This is a genomic window from Flavobacterium piscis (assembly GCF_001686925.1).
GTDB lineage: Bacteria > Bacteroidota > Bacteroidia > Flavobacteriales > Flavobacteriaceae > Flavobacterium > Flavobacterium piscis.
Genome location: NZ_LVEN01000042.1, coordinates 293,032 through 307,405 on the forward strand (window position 1 = coordinate 293,032; position 14,374 = coordinate 307,405).

The 14,374-nt window shown below is 34.2% G+C and carries 11 protein-coding genes; 3 read left to right on the forward strand and 8 right to left on the reverse strand.

Translation table 11 applies throughout. The annotated features are described in order from the left end of the window. Nucleotides 1-163 precede the first annotated feature (163 nt). Nucleotides 164-640 (reverse strand): DUF4870 domain-containing protein, encoded by a 477-nt coding sequence (locus FLP_RS18705; protein ID WP_065451007.1) that lies wholly within the window; start codon nucleotides 638-640, stop codon nucleotides 164-166. A gap of 231 nt (nucleotides 641-871) precedes the next feature. Between FLP_RS18705 and FLP_RS18710 the strand changes: the two genes are divergently transcribed. After that, complete coding sequence (locus FLP_RS18710) at nucleotides 872-1,324, forward strand: DUF4442 domain-containing protein (protein ID WP_065451008.1); 453 nt, start codon at nucleotides 872-874, stop codon at nucleotides 1,322-1,324. A gap of 146 nt (nucleotides 1,325-1,470) precedes the next feature. Here FLP_RS18710 and FLP_RS25570 read toward each other — a convergent pair whose 3' ends face one another. The 7 genes from FLP_RS25570 to FLP_RS18740 form a co-directional block, all read right to left on the reverse strand. Beyond that, on the reverse strand, nucleotides 1,471-1,626 hold the full coding sequence (locus FLP_RS25570) for a hypothetical protein (RefSeq protein WP_165606694.1): 156 nt from the start codon (nucleotides 1,624-1,626) through the stop codon (nucleotides 1,471-1,473). Between the two features lie 130 nt (nucleotides 1,627-1,756). Next, the gene (locus FLP_RS18715) at nucleotides 1,757-3,994 is read right to left on the reverse strand and encodes a multicopper oxidase family protein (protein WP_065451009.1); all 2,238 of its coding nucleotides are present in this window, start codon (nucleotides 3,992-3,994) and stop codon (nucleotides 1,757-1,759) included. 9 nt (nucleotides 3,995-4,003) lie between these two features. Beyond that, on the reverse strand, nucleotides 4,004-6,538 hold the full coding sequence (locus FLP_RS18720) for a heavy metal translocating P-type ATPase (protein WP_065451010.1): 2,535 nt from the start codon (nucleotides 6,536-6,538) through the stop codon (nucleotides 4,004-4,006). 246 nt (nucleotides 6,539-6,784) lie between these two features. Continuing rightward, complete coding sequence (locus tag FLP_RS18725; protein ID WP_065451011.1) at nucleotides 6,785-7,345, reverse strand: AraC family transcriptional regulator; 561 nt, start codon at nucleotides 7,343-7,345, stop codon at nucleotides 6,785-6,787. Between the two features lie 2 nt (nucleotides 7,346-7,347). Continuing rightward, the gene (locus tag FLP_RS18730) at nucleotides 7,348-7,878 is read right to left on the reverse strand and encodes a DUF3347 domain-containing protein (protein WP_065451012.1); all 531 of its coding nucleotides are present in this window, start codon (nucleotides 7,876-7,878) and stop codon (nucleotides 7,348-7,350) included. A gap of 167 nt (nucleotides 7,879-8,045) precedes the next feature. Continuing rightward, complete coding sequence (locus FLP_RS18735; protein ID WP_065451013.1) at nucleotides 8,046-8,429, reverse strand: hypothetical protein; 384 nt, start codon at nucleotides 8,427-8,429, stop codon at nucleotides 8,046-8,048. 71 nt (nucleotides 8,430-8,500) lie between these two features. Then, the gene (locus FLP_RS18740; RefSeq protein ID WP_065451014.1) at nucleotides 8,501-9,334 is read right to left on the reverse strand and encodes an AraC family transcriptional regulator; all 834 of its coding nucleotides are present in this window, start codon (nucleotides 9,332-9,334) and stop codon (nucleotides 8,501-8,503) included. 102 nt (nucleotides 9,335-9,436) lie between these two features. Between FLP_RS18740 and FLP_RS18745 the strand changes: the two genes are divergently transcribed. Next, on the forward strand, nucleotides 9,437-10,603 hold the full coding sequence (locus FLP_RS18745) for an MFS transporter (protein ID WP_065451015.1): 1,167 nt from the start codon (nucleotides 9,437-9,439) through the stop codon (nucleotides 10,601-10,603). 561 nt (nucleotides 10,604-11,164) lie between these two features. After that, nucleotides 11,165-14,374 (forward strand): SusC/RagA family TonB-linked outer membrane protein, encoded by a 3,210-nt coding sequence (locus FLP_RS18750; RefSeq protein WP_065451016.1) that lies wholly within the window; start codon nucleotides 11,165-11,167, stop codon nucleotides 14,372-14,374.

The window sequence follows — 14,374 nt, forward strand, 5'->3', positions numbered from 1 at the left end:
TTAGATTGAACAATTCGTTTTTTGATTGATGATGATTGATTGATGATGATTGATTGATGATGATTTTGATTGATGATTGAGTTCGAAACGATTCTTGTTGATTGCTTGTAAAGTTTCGACTATAACTTTTAATTTTTATGTCAGGCTGAGCAAAGCCGAAGCCTTACTTTATAAAAGGAATCGTAAGTGGATATTTGTAAAACTCCCCATTCGAAGCTTTTATCGAAGCGTAAATCACTAAAAAGAATTCAACAAATTTTAATAATCCAAAAAGTAAAACTGCCGTTGCTCCAATACTTAAAATTCCAATATTTCCGTCGATGTTCAGATTTCTGATGATTAAATCTTCATCGTTAAAAACCGTATTGATTGGCAGGTTTTTTAAAAGTACAAATGCAAAAATCGGAATTGCAATTAATGCTAAAATTAAAGTGTAAAGCAAAAGACTCAATTGAAAATTCAATGTTTGCTTTCCGTGATAATTTACAAATTCTGATTTGTCTTTGTAACTCGTCCAGATCAGGATTGGAAAAATATAATTTCCAAAAGGAATAATGTACTGACTTAAAGTACTTAAGTGTGTGAACGTTGCAATGTTCTTTTCTGATGTTTCCATGATTAGTGGTGTTGTTGTTTCCATGATTAAAAGTATATAGTATTTTCTTATGCAAATATATGTCTAAAAGACAGTATCTTGTTTTGCATAGTACCAAATATTAACAAAATATTAACAAAGTTAAAGTTTTAAAATTGGTTATAATGTATTGAAAACCATCGAAAAGGCTTGGTTTTGCTACCTTTTTAGGAAAGTAATTGCGATTTATTGTGCGTGCATAGTTTTTTCGTATTTTTACATAAAAAAATAAATACCATGGCGATATCAGTTTCTAAACTCAATAAATTTGTATTATTCAAATTACCATCAGCATACTTTTGTGGTGTACGTGTAAAGGCAATCGACGAAGATAGATGCGTGGTAAGCGTAAAACATAGATGGATAAATCAAAATCCTTTTAACTCCATGTATTTTGCAGTTCAGGCAATGGCAGCAGAGTTAACAACCGGAGCATTGGTCATCTCTCAAATTCAGCAAAGCGGAAAAAAAATATCGATGCTCGTAGCCAATAATAAAGGAAACTTTACCAAAAAAGCAACCGGAAGAATAACATTCGTTTGTAACGACGGACATTTGATTGCCGAAGCAATTCAAAGAACAATAGCGACAGGCGAGGGCCAAACCTTCTGGATGAAATCCATAGGAACAAATGAAGAAGATATTCAGGTTTCAGAAATGGATTTTGAATGGAGTGTTAAATTGAAATAAGTTTTTTGCCACGAATTTCACGAATTAGCACGAATTATTTTTTAAATCGAATTTTAAAATTAGTGTCAATTCGTGAAATTCGTGGTAAAAAAGCATAAAAAAGGCCTCAAATATTTGAGGCCTTTTACATTTAATGCATGTTGCTACTATTTTTTAGAGCAACATTTTTTGTCTTTGTCACCTGATTTTTTAGAACAAGCTTCTTTCTTCGCTTTTTCTTTTTTAGGAGCTGGTTTTGTGTCTTGCGCCTGTAATCCAATTGTAAATAAAGCGATGGTTAAAACGGTAAATAATTTTTTCATTTTAATATAATTTAGTTGTTAGATATTTTTCTTTTTTTTGATAAACGATTGTTTTTCAAATATAATGCGATTTGGTTTTCAGAATTGTCAACGATAAGTTAATGCAATCAAAACAGTATTAAAATTATTGTTAATAATTCAGATTCACTCCAAAACCAATTCCCATATCGCTGTCGTAATGTGTTGTGATTCCGAAGTTTCTTCCGGCAATATATTTTAATCCAGCCATATATTCCTTATCTGTATTCCACATCAAATTCATTCGCAAACGTCTTGAAAGCGGAATATCTTTTCGTTCAAATTGTACTCTCACATTTCCATCGGTATACATTTCGACCTGAGCTTTTACAAGCATTGGCAGTGTATATTCGATACCGGCGCTAAAAACAGAACGATTGTCTTTGGAATTTGATTGTCCAAAAAAGTTTTGTTCCTGTTCGTCCATTCCCATTTTTCTGTAGCGCCAGTCAAAACCTATAAAAGGCATAAACCATTGCATTTTTCCAATATAGCGGCCAATATGTGTTTCGGTTTCATAACCGTGTTTATCGTTATAACCCAATCTCCATTCGGTTCCAATACTCCAGCGTGTGTTGCTGAACATGGCTTCACCATCATTTCCGTTTGAAGCAAAATCATTTTCGGCCATAAAATGAAACATACGATCGTCCATTTTGAGCATTTTATCTGCCATTTTCGGATCATGAATCAACGGATTTGGAGCTGAATTTTCATAAGTAAAAATACGTCCCATTCCGGCCATCATGTGATACAATATATGACAATGGAAAAACCAATCTCCATCTGCATTTGCCTGAAACTCGATGGTATCGGTTTCCATAGGCATAATATCAATTACGTTTTTTAGCGGAGAATAATCACCGTGTTCGTTTAAAATCCTAAAATCATGTCCGTGTAAATGCATAGGGTGGCGCATCATCGACCCGTTGTACAATACAATTCGAACATTTTCGCCTTTTTTAATTAAGATTTTATCCGTTTCAGAAATTACTTTATTGTCTAAACTCCATACATAACGATTCATGTTTCCCGATAATGTAAAACGTAATTCTTTTACCGGAGCGTCTTTTGGCAATGTTGTTTTGGTTGGAGATTTCAACATTCCGTAATTCAGTGTTACAATTTCAGAAGTAGCGGTAGAATCACTTGACATTTCCATGCCTTCCATATTGTGCATCGAATGATCTTCTGTTTTTGCAGATGCATCTTCTCCCGAAATTTCAGGATACATTACTGCATTCATGTCCATTTTGTTCAGGGACATTTTCATTCCCATATCATTCAGTTCGCCATTCATCTTCATCATGTCGTTCATCATTTTCATTCCCTCAAAATATTTCAATTTAGGAAGATGTTTGACAGGTTGTTTTGTGCCGCTACCTAAAAATAAAGAAGCAGATCCGGTTCTGTCTTCAGCTGTAGCCAAAAAAGCAAAGGATTTTTTATCTTCAGGAATTGTCACGATAATATCGTAAGTTTCAGAAACGGCAATAATCAATCGGTCGACTTCTACAGGTTCAACATCATTACCGTCGCTCGCTACAACTGTTATTTTGCCGCCTCCATACGTCAGCCAGAAATAGCTTGAAGCGCCTCCGTTTGCAATTCGCAATCTGACTTTATCTCCGGCTTTAAATTGCGAAAGCTGATCTTCATTTTTTCCGTTAATTAAAAACTTTTCATAATAAACATCACTCACATCCATGGCATTCATGCGTTTCCACTCGTTAGTGACTTTTGTCGAAAACTGACCTTTTTTGATCGCTTCGGCATAACTCTGTGTTGTTCCTTTTTTTATCGCAAACCAATCATTGGCATTGTGCAGCATTCGCTGAACATTCTCTGGCTTTAAATCCGTCCATTCGCTCAGAATAACCGGAACAGTTGGTAAATCATCAATCCCTTTTCTAAAAGTAGTATCGTCTTTCTTTTTATTAATAATAAAAAGTCCGTACAAACCAATTTGTTCCTGTAAACCTGAGTGACTGTGATACCAATACGTACCGTTCTGGATAATTGGGAAAGTATATTTATGAGTTGTTCCCGGCTTAATAGGCATTTGTGTTAAATACGGAACACCATCTTCTTTATTCGGAAGAAATAAACCGTGCCAATGCAGTGCCGTATTTTCTTTTTTGAGATCATTATGCACATAAATCTCAGCAATATCGCCTTCGGTAAAAGTCAATGTTGGCATCGGAATTTGTCCGTTGACTGCGATAGCGCGTTTTTCTTTTCCTGAAAAATTGACAATCGTATCACGAACGTGCAAATCGTAACGAACTACTTTTTGGGCTTTTGCACTAAAAGCAATCAAAAAGGTAATTATAATAATATGTAATTTCATATTGATTTTTTAAAGGTTGAGGTTTCGCAATCGCAAAGCATTTACAATTACCGAAACCGAGCTTAAGCTCATTGCCAAAGCGGCTAACATCGGCGAAAGCAAAATTCCGAATACAGGATATAAAATTCCTGCTGCAATTGGTACACCCAAAACATTGTATATAAAGGCAAAAAACAGATTTTGCTTAATGTTTTTCATAACCGAAAAGCTCAGCTTTTTAGCTTTTACAATTCCGTTTAAATCTCCTTTTACCAGCGTTATTTTGGCACTTTCAATGGCAACATCAGTTCCGGTTCCCATAGCAATCCCGATATCAGCTTTGGCTAAAGCAGGAGCATCGTTTATTCCGTCACCGGACATCGCTACCACTTTTCCTTCAGCTTGTAAACGTTCAATTTCTCTTAGTTTATCTTCAGGAAGACAATCGGCTTTAAAAGAAGTTAAATGAAGCTGATCCGCCACTGCTTTTGCCGTATTTTTATTATCTCCGGTAAGCATAATGACTTCAACGCCCTGATCGATTAAATCTTTAATGGCTTGGGCACTATTTGTTTTTATGGCATCTGTAATGGTTACATAACCTGAAACAATATTGTTTATGGCAATGTATGAAACCGTTTTTCCAAGATTTTGTTCGGCTGTAATTTTGCTTTCAAAATCATCAGAAACCGAAGCGTTAATCTGTTCCATTAGTTTTTTATTTCCTAATGCTATTTTCGAATTGTTAACTGTTCCTAAAACTCCTTTTCCGGCAACTGCTTCAAAATCCGGAACTTCAAGTAATTGTTGGTTTTTAGCTTTAGCAAAATTAACAACGGCTTGCGCCAAAGGATGTTCGCTATGCTGATTTAGCGAAGCAATACTTTGCAACAGAATATCTTCGTTATTATCGATTGCAAAGATTTTTTCTACAGTTGGTTTTCCTTCAGTAATAGTTCCGGTTTTATCTGTAATTAAAACGTCGATTTTATTCATGTTTTCGAGCGCTTCGGCATTTTTGATTAAAATTCCGTGCTGTGCGCCTTTTCCAACGCCCACCATAACCGACATTGGTGTTGCCAATCCTAAAGCACAAGGACAAGCGATGATTAAAACCGCAATAGCATTAATTAATCCGTATATATACGAAGGTTCCGGCCCAAATTTTGCCCATATAATAAAAGTCAATATAGAAATAGCCACTACTGTTGGAACAAAATACTTCGCAACGCGGTCTGCCAGTTTTTGAATTGGTGCTCGCGAACGGCTCGCATCGTTTACCATTTGAATAATCTGCGAAAGCAAAGTTTCTGAACCTACTTTTTCGGCTATCATTACAAATGATCTGGTTCCGTTTATAGTTCCTGAAATCACATTGTCGCCCGCTTTTTTATCAACCGGAATGGGTTCTCCGGTAATCATGGCTTCATCAATATTGCTTTCTCCCGATGTTATTTTTCCGTCAACAGGAATTTTTTCTCCCGGTTTTACTCGCAATAAATCACCTTTTTTAATATCGTGAATTGAAATTGTTCTGTCGTTTCCGTTTTCTACCAAAGTAGCTTCGGTTGGTGCTAATTTTAGTAATTCTTTAATCGCGCCATTCGTTTGTCCGTGAGCTTTGGCTTCTAATAACTGACCTAATAAAACTAACGTAATGATAACCGTGGCCGCTTCAAAATACAAATGAATAGTTCCGTGATGCGATTTGAATTCGGATGGGAAAATATCAGGAAAGAGCATTCCGGCCACGCTAAATAGAAAAGCAACGCTGGTTCCAATTCCAATCAAAGTAAACATGTTTAAATTCCAGCTGATAATCGATTTATAGGCACGAACAAAAAACATCCATCCGGCATAAAATAAAACCGGAATTGAAAATAGAAACTGAACCCAGTTCCATTTTTCAATTGACATGATTTTAAAAAGTGGATTATCCGGAATCATTTCTGACATTGATATAATGAAAATAGGAAGCGTGAAGAATGTCGCAATCTTCATTTTCTTTAGCAAGTCGGTATAAGTTTTGTTTTCTTCAGATTCAGAAGCCTGCATCGGAACCAAATCCATGCCACAGATAGGACAATCGCCTGATTCGTTCGAAATAACTTCCGGATGCATTGGACAGGTAAATTGTGTTCCAATGGCTATTTGCGGTACCAAATCCATTCCGCAAACAGGGCAGTCTCCGGGTTTGTTATACGTTTTATCGCCTTCGCAATGCATTGGGCAGTAAAAAATACCTGTTGCATTATGAGGAATTACTGTTTTTTCTTTTTTATGAGAATGCGAAGTATGATCTTCTTTTTTATGGCCTGAACAACATGATTTTGCAGCGGGTTCTGTACCATGAGTTGGAGACTTCATTTCAATAATATACTTTCCTACAGCTGATAAAGCTTCCTGAAATTTTTCAGTTGGAACATGTTTTTCCATTGTTATGGTTGCCATTGGCGGATCTAACGTTACTTCGGCATGAATTCCTTCAACTTCATTTAGCGTTTTTTCTACTTTAGTTCGGCAGCCATTGCATGACATTCCTGAAATTATATATTGATGAGTCATTGTTTTTCGTTTTTTAGGTATTACAATGCAAATTTCCGAAGTAAGATTTACAACGGTTTGTATAATTATGAGAATGATTTGTAATATTTAGGAAAGAGTATTTAACCGCAAAGGCCGCAAAGTTTTTTTGGATATACTTAGTTTTATAAAAAACGTTAAGTTCGCAAAGCTTTGTCTAAAATAACTTTGCGAACCTTGCGTAAATCTTTGCTCCCGATAGTTATCGGGATTGCGGTTAAATAAAATTTACAAATTCTCTATCTGAATGCGTTTTTTGTCTTTCAACTGTTTGAAATAAGTGGGCGTAAATCCAGTGATTTTCTTGAACTGATTACTTAAATGAGCAACATTGCTATAGTTTAACATATCAGCAATTTCACTCAACGAAAGCTCATTGTAAATCAATAGTTCTTTTACCTTTTCTATTTTTTGGCTGATAAAGTATTTTTCGATCGTAGTATTTTCAATTTCCGAAAAAAGGTTGCTTAGTGTGCTATAATCCTGGTTGAGGTTTTCAACCAAATAATCAGACAAATTAACTTTAAGTTCGCTGTTTTTATGATGAACTAAATCGACAATTAGATTTTTAATTTTCTCAATTGTTTTACTTTTTTTATCATCAATAAAATCAAAACCCAAAGCTTGCAGATTTTTAAGTAAAATCTCTTTCTGAGAATCGGTAATATCATCCTGCAGTTCGACTTCGCCTAATTCAACAGCAATAGTCTGAAGTCCGAGTTTATCCAACTCAGACTTCACAACCATTTTACAGCGACCACACACCATGTTTTTGATGTAGAGTGTCATATTTATTTTATGGTTTCTACCACGTTTCCGCAAGTCAGCATCGAAGAACCATAATACGGATTCTTAACTGCTTTTTCTTTGCTTAACCAATCAGCATCTGCCATTGGGCAATATTGTTTGTAAACAGCGACATCAGATTTAGAAATTTTAATTAAATCGTAGGTATTTTTTGAAAGTGATTTAAAAGTTTCACGTTGTTTTTTAAGATCTGAAGTACCTGAAATACTTTTGGCATCAGCGGTTAATTTTTTTACCACTTTCATCCAAACAGTGTGTTCGTTACTTTTTAGTTTGTCCATTTTTACTGCAGTTATTGCAGCTAATAAATCATTGGCTTTCGCCGAAGTTAATTTCGCATCGCTTTTTATTAAAGCATCTTTTACTGTAAAATAAGCATCATAAACAGTTTGTAACTGACTGGAATCAACATCTTCATTTGTAGTTATTACTGTTTTTATGGTAGTTGCCTGAATATTATTTGCAGAAAATAATAATGTGATTACTACTGCTATAGTTGAAATTGTATTTTTCATTTTATGTGATTTTTGATAGAGAATGTGAATTTATCCCCTAAGTTAAATAATTTTATTTTTTAATTGAATGTTTAATCTCGCAAAGTCCCAGTGACGCAAAGTTTGATTTTTTCTCAGAACTTTAGAGCTTTGGCAGCTAAACATAATTATGGCTATCAGAAATAGAATTATTTTATTTTTGGTGGTAACCAGATCGAAGTAAAACCATCAGAAATACTAGCATTATTGTAGTATGAGATTTGTTTTTTTGTAGAAAAATTAAAAAGATTATTGCTTAAATCAATTTCGTTTGTGATCAGGCTCAATTGCAGAAATGAAGTTGTACAACCTGAATGGTCGCATTTTCCGTTGCAGCCATGTTGTCCTTTTTTATCTTCTTTGGTTTTCTTACAACAATCCTTCTGGCAAGAATCTGTACTTTCTTTTTTTGAAGTTTCCTTCTTTTCGCATGACATTTTCTCTTCGGTTTTTCCACATGCATAACCCGAATTGGACATCAAAAAGAAGCCAAGAGTTAAAAAGAGAAATAATATGTGAAATTTTTTCGTCAATGAAATTGTTTTTGAAAGTACAAATTTAAATATTTTTTTTAAGAGCAACTATACATTTAAGATTTCCAATTTTAAGTTTTTTTGAAATCAGTTGGTTTCATGTTTTTTCTCTTTTTAAAATAGTTCGAAAGATGACTTTCATCGGTAAAACCAAACTCATACGCTATTTGTTTAATAGGAAGCTGATTGTTGTGAATTCGTTTTTCTATTAATGTAGTTCTCAAATTATGAATATATTCGCGATAACTAATAGAAAATGTTCTTTTAAAATAAGCGCTAAAATAGGTTTCAGCAATATTAAAATGATTCGCAATAACTTTTATCTGAACCAGTTTTGGCTGATAAATATTCTGATGTATATAGGATGTTATCTGTTCGTTATCGATTGAATTACCTTTTACAATAAGATTCTGGCCACGCATGGTTTCTTTAATTAATCCAAAAATTGAAAGAATTTGATAAAAGACAATAGGAGAGGTCGAAACATCGGTTTTACAATTATAAGCAGCAATGTTCTCGATTGTGTTTTTTAAGATTGTTTTGCAGGGATCATCTAATTTAAGAACCGTTTCTTTTAGGGTCCTATCACGCATGAAACTTTCAGGAGTATGAATTAAAAATTCATCACAAGTAAGATTTTGTTTCGAATTGAAATAATTATCGGTAAACTTAATATAGAAAAAGCGTGTACTCTTTTTAATATCAAAATAATGCTCATCTTCTGGTGAAATTACAAAAAGGTCACCTGTTTTATAAGGTAATAAGTTGTTGTTCAGGTGATGAACGCCAGTCCCTTTTTTGATATAAATGATTTCGTAATAAGTATGCGTATGCGGCGGAAGGTGAAATTTCTCATCTTCAAATTCATCAATGACCAGGGTTTTGAATTGATTTAAAATTGGCATAACTTAAATTTACAAGTTTATATCGCAAATGTACAACTAATTTTCTGCTTAACAGTGTTAACTTTGCACCATAGAAAATCTATTCCTTTCTTATAAAAACAAATGAAAAAAAGTCTTATTGCACTCTCATTAGGAGGATTAACAATTGGTATTACCGAGTTTGTTATGATGGGTTTGTTGCCAGATATTGCCTCAGATATGAAAGTTTCGATTCCGGTTGCAGGTTATTTAATTTCTGCTTATGCACTTGGAGTTGTTATTGGAGCACCTTTATTAGTAATCCTTGGAAGAAACTTTCCGCCAAAGAAAATGCTTTTAATCTTAGCATTGATGTTAACTGTTTTTAATGCGCTTTCGATTATTGCGCCAGATTATAATTTTTTATTCGCATCCAGATTTCTTTCCGGATTACCACACGGAGCCTTTTTTGGGGTTGGCGCAGTTGTAGCGAGTCGTTTGGCTGATAAAGGTAAAGAGGCCCAGGCTATTGCCATTATGTTCTCGGGTCTTACATTGGCCAATTTAATAGGTGTGCCTATTGGTACTTATATAGGGCATCATTTTATATGGCGCTATACTTTTATATTAATTGCTGCTGTAGGATTGCTTACATTTTTATTTATTTCTTTATGGATGCCAAATCTTGAGAAAAGCGGAAATGTAAATATGAAAACCCAACTGCAATTTTTTAAGAAAACCGAGGCGTGGCTAATTATAGGTATTACCGCAATTGGATTTGGAGGATTATTTGCCTGGATTAGTTACATCGCACCTTTATTAATTAATGTTTCTAAATTTTCAGCCGAAGACGTTTCTTATATCTTAATTCTTGCCGGATTAGGAATGGTAGTGGGAAATTTTATTGGAGGCAAACTAGCCGATAAATACTCGCCTGCACCAACAGTATTGGCTTTGTTGTTTGTCATGTCGATCGATTTGATTTTGGTGTACTTATTTTCATATAATCAATACATTTCTTTATTCCTGACTTTTCTGACAGGTGCTATCTCTTTTTCGGTAATTGCGCCTATACAAATGTTGATGATTAAAACAGCCAAAGACGCTGAAATGATTGCATCGGCAGCGCTTCAGGGAAGTTTTAATATCGGGAATGCTTTAGGAGCTTTTTTGGGAGGTTTGCCTTTGGCAGCAGGATACAGTTATGCTTCGCCAAATCTTATTGGAGTTGCAATGGCTGTTATCGGAATGGTAATTACCTATGTTTTGATGCAAAAACATAAAAGTAATTTACAGCTACAGGGTGCTTAATAACATGTAAGTTTTTCTTTTTAATTATATAGCCTTTAACGATCTTGTTTAAAGGCTTTTTTTTGCTTTAAATTAATTGGCTCTTCTTAACCAATTTTTTTATAAATGAAGTCTATTATCAGAGTTCCTTTTTTCTTTAGACTATCTTTTTACGAATATTTACAGTCTTAATTTAATCATTAATAAATTTTCAATCATTATCGATGTAATCGATTGTTTTTTCTGTAATATAACAATAAACCTGAACAAAACAATAATACAATTCATATTTTTAGTTGCATAAAATTACATAAGTCGTATAAAAAAGTGCTTTTATTTTTAATGTAATATTTTTTTTAGGAAATTATTATGAATTTTAACTTTTTATATAAAAAAAATATTTATGTTTGTGTAATCGATTACAACTTCGTGTTACTTTACTAAAAAACGGCTATTTATAAAATAAAAATTGATATTATTCCCAAGTATTAATAGCCTTTAAAGATCAAAAAGTTTAAAAGATTACAAATACAAAAAAAACCACTAAAAACAATAAACTATTAATAACTTAAACAATCGACCATGAATTTTAAAGATTTATTTAACAAAGGAACTAATTGTTGCTTTGCAGTTGTTTTCTTATTGTGTTTACTCACAAGCAACCGTATGAATGCTCAGTCGGTAATACTTGAAGGAACAGTAAGAGATGCTGCAGGATTAACTTTACCCGGTGTTAATGTATTAGAAAAAGGAACAAAAAATGGTGTCTCTACAGATTTTGACGGGCACTATAAAATAAAACTTTCAAATCCCAAAACTGCTATTCTAACGTATTCTTTTATTGGTTTTAAAACCAAAGAAACTGCTGTTGCAGGAAAAACTAAACTAGATATTGTGTTAGCTGAGGAATCTAACGAATTAAATGAAGTTGTCGTTATTGGATACGGAACGGTAAAAAAATCAGATTTAACCGGAGCAGTTTCTACTTTTTCGGGGAATGACTTGAAAAAGGTTCCAGTTGCCAGCGTTGCTGAAGCCTTAACCGGCCGTATAGCGGGTGTAAATGTAACTTCTTCTGAAGGTTCTCCTGACGCAGATATTAAAATTAGAGTTCGTGGTGGCGGGTCATTAACACAAGACAGTTCTCCTCTTATTATCGTGGATGGTTTTCCGGTTAATAGTTTAAATGATATTTCATCTTCGGATATAGAAAATATGACTGTCCTGAAAGATGCTTCTTCGACTGCAATTTACGGGTCCAGAGGTGCTAATGGTGTTATCATCGTAACTACCAAAAAAGGTAAAGACGGAAAAATTGCTGTAAGTTTTAACATGTTCTATGGCATGAAAAAAATGGCCAAAGAGATAGATGTTCTACAGCCTGAAGATTTTGTAAAATGGCAATACGAATATGCTCTTCTGGCAAAGGGCAAAACTGATTCTTACGAGCAATATTTTGGAAACTGGCAGGATTATGACTTGTACAAAGGAGTAAAAGGAAATAACTGGCAAAAGCAAGTGTTCGGCCGTACAGGAGAAGTTCAGAGTCGTGATTTAGGAATACGTGGCGGATCAGATAAAATTAATTACAGTTTTAATTACGCTAACTATGACGAAAAGGGTATTATGGTAGGTTCTGATTTTAAAAGAAACAACTTAGCACTTTCTTTAAATAGTAAAGCAAGTAATAAAATTGATCTTTCGTTTACTATGCGTTATTCTGATACAGAGATAAATGGCGGAGGAAGCAACGAGCAAAAAGGAAATCCCGCTGATTCACGTATGAAGCATGCAGTGGGATATTCACCAATAACAATGCCGGGCTTAACTACAGACGATACAGACGAAGCTAGTTCTAGTTATTTGGTTTATCCTTTTGTTGCTGTGGCAGATACAGATCGTCAACAATTAAGAAAAAATTTCAATATGTTAGGTAGTTTTTCTTGGAAACTGGCAGACAAACTTGTGTTTAAAACAGAATTAGGGCTAGATAATTATAATGTTCTGGATTATCGGTTTTACGGGCGTTCTACTTTTTACGCACGTAACACTCCTAGTATAGAACACAGAGGTTCCCCATCGCTTTTAATGACAGATCGTAAAGATTATCGTTTTAGAAATGCGAACACTCTTAATTATGATCTTAAAAAATTTATTGGAAAGAATCATAATCTAAAAGTTCTTCTTGGAGAAGAGATGATTGATTATCGCAGAACTGATGTTTCTTCTACAATCGAAGGGTTACCTAATTTCTTTAATTTAGATCAGTCTATACCTCTTACTTCACAAGGATCACCCCGAATAGTAGATAATTTTTACTTTCCGGATGATAAGTTGCTTTCTTTCTTTGGACGTGTAAATTATGATTATAAAGATCGTTATCTCTTTACTGCTACTTATCGTGCAGATGGTTCCAGTAAATTTTTAGGAAGCAATAAATGGGGGTTTTTCCCGGCTACAGCAGCAGCATGGAAGATTTCAGAAGAAAGTTTCATGAAAGAAATTACATGGATTAATGCGCTTAAGTTAAGGTTAAGTTATGGTGAATCAGGAAATAATAATATCCCAACAGGTCAGACTGTTCAAAGTTATGTTCCGGGTAATAGTACATGGATAAATAATATGGGTAACTATTGGGCGCCATCTGTTGTATTGGCAAATCCCGATCTAAAATGGGAAACTACAATTACACAAAACTTAGGTTTAGATTTTGATTTTTTTAAAGGACGTATTAATGGTTCTTTTGAAATGTATAAAAACTTAACTCAGGATCTTTTGATAAATTTTCCGGTGAGCGGAACAGGTTATTCTACTCAGTATAGAAATATGGGAGAAACTCAGAATACTGGTTTCGAGGCTACTTTGAATGTGGCAGTCATTCAAAAAGTAGATTATGGCTTAAATTTTTCATTTAACATGGCAGTAAATAAAAATCGTATTAACTCTCTTGGTACTATGAGCGACTTTGGAGCTGCGAGCGCATGGGTTTCCGGAATAGGTAATGATTATTCTGTAAGTGTAGGATCGCCAATTGGTATGATGTATGGATATAAAAGCGATGGACGTTATGAAGTTTCAGACTTTGATTATGTTGGAGGTAAATATGTGTTGAAAACCGGTGTTGCAAATGCGTCAACAGTTGTTGGTGCTGTACAACCTGGTTATATGAAGCTAAAAGATTTAAATGGTGACGGCATAGTGGATAATAAAGATCAAACAGTAATTGGAAATTCGAATCCAAAATATTCTGGAGGTTTTGTATTAAATGCTAATGCGTATGGTTTTGACTTATCTGCAGCTTTTAACTTTAGCGTTGGTTTTGATGTTTATAATGCCAATAAAGTTGAGTTTGCAACATCTACTCCAAATGGACAATATAGAAATCTAAGTTCTGAGATGGCCGACGGTCAAAGATGGACTAATATTGATATTTCTACAGGTCAGTTAGTTACAGATCCTGCTGCTTTAACTGCTCTTAATGCAAATACAACAATGTGGTCTCCATACATGAGAAATTATGTTATTAGTGACTGGGCAATGGAAGATGGCTCTTTTTTAAGACTTAATACCTTGACTTTAGGCTATACCACTCCAAAATCGTTTACATCTGCATTGGGAATTTCAAAATTGAGATTTTATGGTACTGCAAGTAATGTTTTTACTATTACAAATTATTCCGGTCCTGATCCTGAGGTTTCAACAAGAACAGCTACTCCTCTAACCCCTGGTGTTGATTATTCAGCATATCCAAGAAGCAGACAATTTGTTTTTGGTCTAAACCTTAATTTTTAA

What these genes read in the sequence shown, in the direction of transcription:
- FLP_RS18705 (WP_065451007.1), bottom strand. Translation starts at nt 640, where the DNA reads ATGGAAACAACAACACCACTAATCATGGAAACATCAGAAAAGAACATT.
- FLP_RS18710 (WP_065451008.1), top strand. Translation starts at nt 872, where the DNA reads ATGGCGATATCAGTTTCTAAACTCAATAAATTTGTATTATTCAAATTA.
- FLP_RS25570 (WP_165606694.1), bottom strand. Translation starts at nt 1,626, where the DNA reads ATGAAAAAATTATTTACCGTTTTAACCATCGCTTTATTTACAATTGGA.
- FLP_RS18715 (WP_065451009.1), bottom strand. Translation starts at nt 3,994, where the DNA reads ATGAAATTACATATTATTATAATTACCTTTTTGATTGCTTTTAGTGCA.
- FLP_RS18720 (WP_065451010.1), bottom strand. Translation starts at nt 6,538, where the DNA reads ATGACTCATCAATATATAATTTCAGGAATGTCATGCAATGGCTGCCGA.
- FLP_RS18725 (WP_065451011.1), bottom strand. Translation starts at nt 7,345, where the DNA reads ATGACACTCTACATCAAAAACATGGTGTGTGGTCGCTGTAAAATGGTT.
- FLP_RS18730 (WP_065451012.1), bottom strand. Translation starts at nt 7,878, where the DNA reads ATGAAAAATACAATTTCAACTATAGCAGTAGTAATCACATTATTATTT.
- FLP_RS18740 (WP_065451014.1), bottom strand. Translation starts at nt 9,334, where the DNA reads ATGCCAATTTTAAATCAATTCAAAACCCTGGTCATTGATGAATTTGAA.
- FLP_RS18745 (WP_065451015.1), top strand. Translation starts at nt 9,437, where the DNA reads ATGAAAAAAAGTCTTATTGCACTCTCATTAGGAGGATTAACAATTGGT.
- FLP_RS18750 (WP_065451016.1), top strand. Translation starts at nt 11,165, where the DNA reads ATGAATTTTAAAGATTTATTTAACAAAGGAACTAATTGTTGCTTTGCA.